The 6,945-nt window shown below is 71.3% G+C and carries 6 protein-coding genes; 3 read left to right on the plus strand and 3 right to left on the minus strand.

Annotated elements, in window-relative coordinates:
* Position 1 precedes the first annotated feature (1 nt).
* Positions 2-538, minus strand: a complete 537-nt coding sequence (locus G3I41_RS13090) for a (2Fe-2S)-binding protein (RefSeq protein ID WP_164400376.1) — start codon at positions 536-538, stop codon at positions 2-4.
* Entirely contained in the window at positions 538-1,407 is an 870-nt protein-coding gene (locus tag G3I41_RS13095; RefSeq protein WP_164400377.1) for a xanthine dehydrogenase family protein subunit M, read from the minus strand. Before G3I41_RS13095 ends, G3I41_RS13090 begins: the two co-directional genes overlap by 1 nt.
* Positions 1,408-1,570: 163 nt before the next feature.
* On the opposite strand from G3I41_RS13095, the gene G3I41_RS13100 reads away from it, so the two are divergent.
* Together G3I41_RS13100 and G3I41_RS13105 are read left to right on the plus strand one after the other, a co-directional pair.
* On the plus strand, positions 1,571-2,680 hold the full coding sequence (locus tag G3I41_RS13100) for an XdhC family protein (RefSeq protein WP_164400378.1): 1,110 nt from the start codon (positions 1,571-1,573) through the stop codon (positions 2,678-2,680).
* A gap of 49 nt (positions 2,681-2,729) precedes the next feature.
* Positions 2,730-4,025: a TetR family transcriptional regulator gene (locus G3I41_RS13105; protein ID WP_164400379.1), complete on the plus strand. Its 1,296-nt coding sequence runs from the start codon at positions 2,730-2,732 to the stop codon at positions 4,023-4,025.
* A gap of 434 nt (positions 4,026-4,459) precedes the next feature.
* On the opposite strand, the gene G3I41_RS13110 is transcribed toward G3I41_RS13105, so the two are convergent.
* Complete coding sequence (locus G3I41_RS13110; protein ID WP_164400380.1) at positions 4,460-5,758, minus strand: cellulase family glycosylhydrolase; 1,299 nt, start codon at positions 5,756-5,758, stop codon at positions 4,460-4,462.
* Between the two features lie 490 nt (positions 5,759-6,248).
* On the opposite strand from G3I41_RS13110, the gene G3I41_RS13115 reads away from it, so the two are divergent.
* Positions 6,249-6,945, plus strand: a 697-nt coding sequence (locus G3I41_RS13115; RefSeq protein ID WP_164400381.1) for an ROK family protein, incomplete at its 3' end; no start/stop codon positions are given.

Here is a 6,945-nt window from a genome sequence, read left to right on the forward strand (position 1 = left end):
GTCACTCCCCGAAGCGCTCGTCGAGTGCCTGGCACACGGCACGGCGGATGTTGCGGTAGCCGGTGCACCGGCACAGATGCCCGCTGAGTGCGTCGGCGACCTGCTCGGTGCCGGGGCGTTCGGGCTGTTCGGTCAGCGCGGTCGCGGTCATGACGAATCCCGGGGTGCAGAAACCGCACTGCATGCCGTGGCACTCGTGGAGGGCGCGCTGGACGGGTGTCAGCGGGGCATCACCTGGGGCGAGGCTCTCGACCGTGCGGATCACCGCCCCCTCGCACTGCACGGCCAGGGTCAGGCAGGTGCGTACCGGTTCGTCGTCGACGAGCACGGTGCACGCCCCGCACACCCCGTGCTCACAGCCGACATGGGTTCCGGTGAGGCGGAGCCGGTCCCGGAGGAAGTCGCTGAGCAGCAGCCGGGACTCGACCTCGGCGGTGATCTGCTCGCCGTTCACGGTGAGTTCGATCCGGTGCCAGCCCGAGGGTTCGGCCAGGGGCGGGGTCACGGCGGTGAGGGGGGTCGGTGGGCGAAGGGTCATCAGCTGCGCTCCCAGGCGGTGGTGCAGGCGCGGACGAGGAGGTGGGCGGCGGTCTCGCGCCGGTGGCGCGCACTCGCGTGGATGTCGTCCGAGGGGGTGAGACCGGTCAGCGCGGCACGGGACGCGGTGGCGAGGGCCTCCTCGTCGACGCCGCTGCCGATGAGGGCGTCCTCGGCGGCGTGCAGGCGTACGGGCACGGGGCCGGCCCCGCTGAAGACGACGCGCGCCGCGCGGACCGTGCCCGAGCGGGAGTCGCGTTGCAGCAGCACGGCCACTCCGACGGTCGCGAAGTCGCCGTGCCGGCGGGTGAATTCCTCGAATGCCCAGCCGCACCCGGCCGGGGGCGGGGGCACGACGACCTCGGTGAGGAGTTCGTCGGGTTCGACGGCGGTGGAGAACGTGGCGACGAAGAAGTCCTCGGCGGACACGGTACGACGGCCACGGGGACCGGTGATCATGAAGCGGGCGTCCAGAGCGCGGGCGGCGGTCGGCAGCTCGGCGGCCGGATCGTGATGGGCGAGGCTGCCGCAGACCGTGCCGCGACTGCGTATCTGCGGGTGGCCGATGCGCTCGATCGCGGCGGCCAGCAGGGGCCACCCACGCCGGACGGAGGGATCGGTCGCGGCTCTCGCCTGCCTGACGGCGGCGCCGATGTGCAGGGCTCCCGAGGGATCGACGTTCAGCGCGGCCAAGTCCGGTATGCGGGTGATGTCCACGAGTAGCTCGGGGCGCGCGAGGCGCATGTTGAGCATGGGTATCAGGGACTGGCCGCCCGCCACGACCTTCGCGTCCCGGGCTGGATCGGCGAGGAGGGTGACCGCCTCGGCGACGGTGCGGGGGGCCGTGTAGTCGAAGGGTGTGGGTTTCAATCTGCTGGCACCGGGCCTCTCGGATGGTGGTCGTCACGCCGTGGCGCTCCGCAGGTGCGCGGAAGATCGAGCGCTCAGATGTATCTAGTACCTAAAATGATTTACCCTAAAGTTTCTCGTTGGCAAGAGGTTCTCGCAGATTTCATGGCCCGAGGTGAGCGATATGCACCATGTCATCGACCAGGCGGCGGCCTGGCAGGGGTCCGGCACCCGCTGCGTGATGGCGACCGTGGCACGGGCCTGGGGCTCGGCCCCGCACGGCCCCGGCACTTCGATGCTGGTGGCCCAGGACGGCCGCATCGTCGGCAGTGTCTCCGGTGGCTGCGTGGAGGCCGCGGTGGTCACTGCGGCAGAGGAGGTGTTCGCGGGCGGGCCACCGGTCGTCGAGCGGTGGGGCGTCGGTGACGAGGACGCCTTCGCGATTGGTCTGACCTGCGGCGGGACGATCGAGGTGCTGATCCGGGAGGTTCACGCCGAGGTGCCGCTCGGCCGGGTCTCGGCGGACCTCGCGGCCGGCGTCCCGGTGGCGCTGGTCACGCCGGTCGGCGGGGTGGGAGCACTCGCCGTGGGAGGCGGAACCGTGAGCGGCTCACTCGGGAATCCGGCCGTGGACCGGGCGGGCGCGCTCGCGGCCGAGGGCATGCTCGGCCGGGGCGAGAGCGGTCTGGTGACCGTGGGAGAAGGCCGGCCGGACGGCGTCGGCGGAGCGGGGCCGGACTGTGTACCGGAGCGGCTGCTGCTGGTGCAGTCCTTCGCCGCCCGGCCGCGGCTGATGATCTTCGGGGCCGCCGAGTTCGCGCGGCCCCTGGCGGAGTTCGGGACGTCCCTCGGGTACCGCGTCACCGTCTGCGACGCCCGGCCCTCGTTCGCCGACGCCCGGCGCTTCCCGGGCGCCGACGAGGTGGTGCGCGACCGGCCGGACCGCTGGTTCCGAGCCCACGGGCACCTCGTCGACGCCTCGACCGCAGTGTGCGTTCTGACCCACGACCACCGCTACGACCTGCCGGTCCTGACCCTCGCGCTGCGCAGCGACGCGGGCTACGTGGGGGCCATGGGGAGTCGCCGTACGCACGAGGACCGTACGGCGCGGCTGGCAGCGGCCGGCCTGTCGGAGGCCGAACTCGGCCGTCTGCGCTCGCCGATCGGCCTCGACCTCGGCGGCCGGGGCGCCGAGGAGACCGCACTCTCGGTACTGGCTGAGATCGTCGCCGTGCGCCGTGGCGGGAGCGGCCTGCCGCTCGCCATGGGTACGGCACCCGTGCACCGTACGTGACTCTTTTTGAACGACTGTTTTTTATGAACACCCGTTTAATCTGAGACATGTGGAACGAGAGAGCGAGAGCGACGAGCAGCGGCGGCCCGAGGGCGTCCCCGGGGTCGAGGTGCCGGAGACGGGCCCCCAGCGCCGCCCCGGCTCCCATGACCCGGAAGGCAACCGCCGGGCGGTGCTCGACGCGGCACGGCGCCTGTTCGGCGCACATGGCTACACGGGTGTGGGCGTACGTGCCATCGCGGCGGAGGCCGGTGTGACGCCCGGCCTCGTGATGGCGTACTTCGGCACCAAGGACGCCCTCTTCGGCGCTGCGGTCGCCGGTGGGGCCGGGGTGGGCGGAGACGTACTCGCCGCCGGAGTCGGGCCGGGAGAGGTGCCGGGCGTACTCGCGCGCGCCTATCTCGACCGGTGGGACCGGCTGCCGGCCGAGGACCCCTGGCCCGCTCTGATCCGCTCGGCGGTCAGTCACCCGCCGAGCGCGGAGATGCTGCGCACCATCCTCGACCGGCAGGTGGGGGAACCTCTGGCGCAGGTGATCGGCACGGGGACCGACGCGGACGTACGTGCGTCAATGGTCCGCAGCGTCCTCTTCGGCGTCATCATGGAGCGCTACGTCTTCGCGCACGAACCCGCGGCATCCGTGCCGACGGCGGAGCTGGCGCCGGCGCTGACGGAGGTGCTGGCCGCGGCATTCGGCGGTCCTCCCGAGGCGGCCACGCGGAGCGACTTCACGGCCGGCGCTCCCGCGCCGGGCGAACCCCCGACGGGCGGTCCCCGGCCGGGCCGACCCGCAGCGGGAGGCGCCTCGGGGCACATCCTTCCGCGCCCCGCTCCTTGCGCCGGTCCCCCGCCGGCTCCCACGCACGCCGGTGCCTGCGCATCCGTGCCCGAGCGGGCGGCCGGAACGCCCCGTTCCCTGTTCGCGCTGCTGAACGCCTGCGCCGCGCGTCATCAGCTCGCCGTCGGCCGGGCCCTGCGCGCCCACGGCCTCAGCCCGGCCGCGTTCGACGTGCTGGATGCCCTGCGCGAAGCGGGAGCGCCCTACCGGATGACGATGGGCGAGGTCGCGGCGGCGGGCGCGGGCCGCGCCGGAGGGCTCACCCAGCAGGCCGACCGGCTGGCCGAGGCGGGCCTCATCCGTCGGGAGCGCGACAGCGGTGACCGCAGGATTGTCTGGCTCTGCCTCACAGCGAGGGGTGTGGAGCTCACCGACCGGGTGGCGAAGGTGCGCGCCGCGCAGGAGCGGGAGCTGCTGTCCGGAATGGCGCCCGAGGACCGGAGACGGCTCACCGAACTGCTGAGGTCCCTCGGGAAAACGCTAGGGGCCGGTGGTCAGCGGCAGTGAGCACTGGCTCCCGCCGCCGGCCCGGAAGCGGAGTCGTCGGAGTTGACCGGAATCTGTCGAGCTCGGCCATTCCTGAGCAGTGCTCAAGACCTGTGAACCGGTCTCGGGAAGGGTGCCTCGCGGAACGCTGCGGGCGTACCTTCCCGAGTGATCGATTGATGGGCACCGAGTGGACCCGCGTCGCACCGCGGGTTGGGAAGGCGCGCCCGTGCTCAGCGTAGTCAACGACGACGGAACCACCGAGATTGAAACCTGATGGACGGTATTGTCCGCGAGGGTGCCCGGCAGATGCTCGCCGCGATCTTGAAGGTCGAAAACGAGGGGGCGGGGCACGATCGCGTCCGCGACCCCCAGGTTCCCGTAGCCGAGCATCCTTGTGGCCGGCCCTTCTGCGCCGGCCACAAGGATGTGAGATCGCCTCAATGGGGCGACTATCAACCGTCCACTGAGCTGCCGCGGACGACGCAGGAGCGGCTGTTCTCCCAGCCCCAGCCGTCGCCGTCCGGGTCCGACGAGGCGCTCGCGCAGTACGGGTAGCCGTTCGGGGCGGTGCCGGTGCCGTTCCCGCTGCCGGTGTCCGGCGCGCTGCCCCGGACGACGCAGGAGCGGCTGTTCTCCCAGCCCCAGCCGTCGCCGTCGGGGTCGGACGAGGCGCTCGCGCAGTACGGGTAGCCGTTCGGGGCGGTGCCGGTGCCGGTGTTGCCGCCGCCGGTCGAGCCGCCGCCATAGACCGTGGCGCGCGCGGAGGTGGCGGTGATGCCGTTGCTGCCGTTGAACAGGCGCTCGCCCCAGCTGGTCAGCGAGTTCGGGTCGAAGCCGTTGACCAGGTCGAGGTATTCGACCCCGCTGCCGTTGCCACTCCAGGACCAGCCGATGTAGCCGACCCGCAGCGACTGGGCCGTGGCCATGATCGCGTCCTCGTCGGGGTTCCCGTCGCTGTGCATGTTCCCGAACTCACCGACCACGACGGGCAGTTTGTTGTTTACGAAGTGGTTTAGGTAGTCCTGGACCTCGGTGGCCGTGTCGTAGACCCCGTACATGTGGATGGAGAAGACGGTGTTGCGGTCCGGGTCGGAGGCGAAGACCGAAGCGGCGTTGTCGCGCATGGTGCCGGACCAGTCCTGGCCCCAGTTCGGGGCGTCCACCATCAGGGCGTGCTTGAGCCCGGCGCCACGCAGCTTGCCTATGGCGTTCTTGGTGGCCGAGGTCCACTGGGTGTAGTTGGTGTTACCGAAGGGCTCGTTGCCGATGTTGACGACGACGTAGTCCTCCTGGCCCTCCAGCGCGCTCTTGACGCTGATCCAGTAGTCGGCCGCCTTGTCCAGGGTGGTGGCGGCGGAGTCCTCGCCGTAGCCGGTGGTGTCGTGTGCCTCCAGGACGCAGATGACCTTGGCGGCCTTGCACTGGGCGATGATCGAGGAGACCTCGGAGGTCGTGGTCTTGGTCCACCGGTTCCCGCTGCCCAGGACCACGCGGACGGTGTTGGCGCCCTTGGCGGCGATGTCGGAGATGGCGCTGGTCTGCTCCGGGTACCAGGCGTGCGCGTGGTTGACGCCGCGCATCACGAACTCGTTGCCGTTGGCCTCGTACAACCGTCCGTCGCTGACGTGGAGCCCCACGTCGGCGGCGTGCGCGGTGCCGACGGGACCGAGCACTGACAGTAGGGCGCCGGCCACGCCGGTGGCCAGGGCGGTGAAGGTCGCGGCCAGGGACCGTCCCGGGGGTTTCTTCATGAGCTCTCCTCAAGGGGGCAAGGGTGAGATGTCAGCGACCGCTCGACCGGACCCGGCGCACTCCACGTTGAGGACAACGTTGTCGGGCGTGTGGGGACGCCGTGACGAGGGTGGGCTCCAGATGGTCGGGCGGGCCGACGGCATTTCGGCACGCGGCTGACGGTTGGTCAAGCCTGACGTACTCACGAGAGTTGGGCCCGAAGCGTGGTGTTCGGCGTCGGCCCGGCGCTGCCCTCACATGAGGCACCGAGTGTTCCATTCATGTCAATAGATGTGTCACCCGCATTTCACGCCTGCCTTTTCCCTGGCGCCACGGTCGGGGGAAATGCGCCTGCTGGGAGGCGCACTCGGGGGTGCTTCAAGAGCAACCCGAAACCATCAGATTGACTAAACGATTACTTAACTAAACTACGTAGGCTAGACAACGTTGTCAGCTCCGGGCAGAGTACGGCTGGGGGCGAGGTGCGTCCCGGCATAGAAAGGCGGACACGTGACGGTGTACGGGGCACTCGACATAGGCGGGACCAAGATCGCTGGGGCGCTCGTGGACAGTGGGGGACGCCTGCTCGCGCGGGCCCAGCGGCCCACCCCCGCGCTGGGGACCGCCGACGAGCTGGCCGCCGCCGTCACGGCCGTGCAGGACGAGCTCGCGGCCCATCCGGCCTGGGCCCGCCTCAGCTGCGTTGGAATCGCCAGCGCCGGGCCTGTCGACACCTCTGGCGGCACTGTGAGCCCGGTGAACATTCCGGGGTGGCGGCATTTCCCGCTGGTCGAGCTGGTGCGTGGTCATCCGGGGGTCCCGGCGGGCATCGAGCCCGTCCTGGTCGGGGACGCCGTGGCCATGACCGCCGCCGAGCACTGGCTCGGCGCTGCACGCGGTGTCGCCAACGCTCTGTGCATGGTGGTCTCGACGGGCGTCGGGGGCGGCATCGTCCTGGAAGGCAGGGTTCACGCCGGCCGGACGGGCAACGCCGGGCACATCGGCCACATCACGGTCGACCTCAACGGTCCCCGCTGCCCCTGCGGCGCTCCTGGCTGCGTGGAGACCTATGCCAGCGGGACCGCTATCGCGGCCCACGCGCGGGCCCTTGGCTGGACTGCCCCGCCGGGCGTGCCGCCGACCGCTGCGGCGGTCGCTGAGTCGGCCCGTGACGGCGACGGCCGGGCGCGCGCGGCCTACGAGCGCG

This window comes from Streptomyces sp. SID9727, assembly GCF_010550605.1.
Lineage (GTDB): Bacteria > Actinomycetota > Actinomycetes > Streptomycetales > Streptomycetaceae > Streptomyces.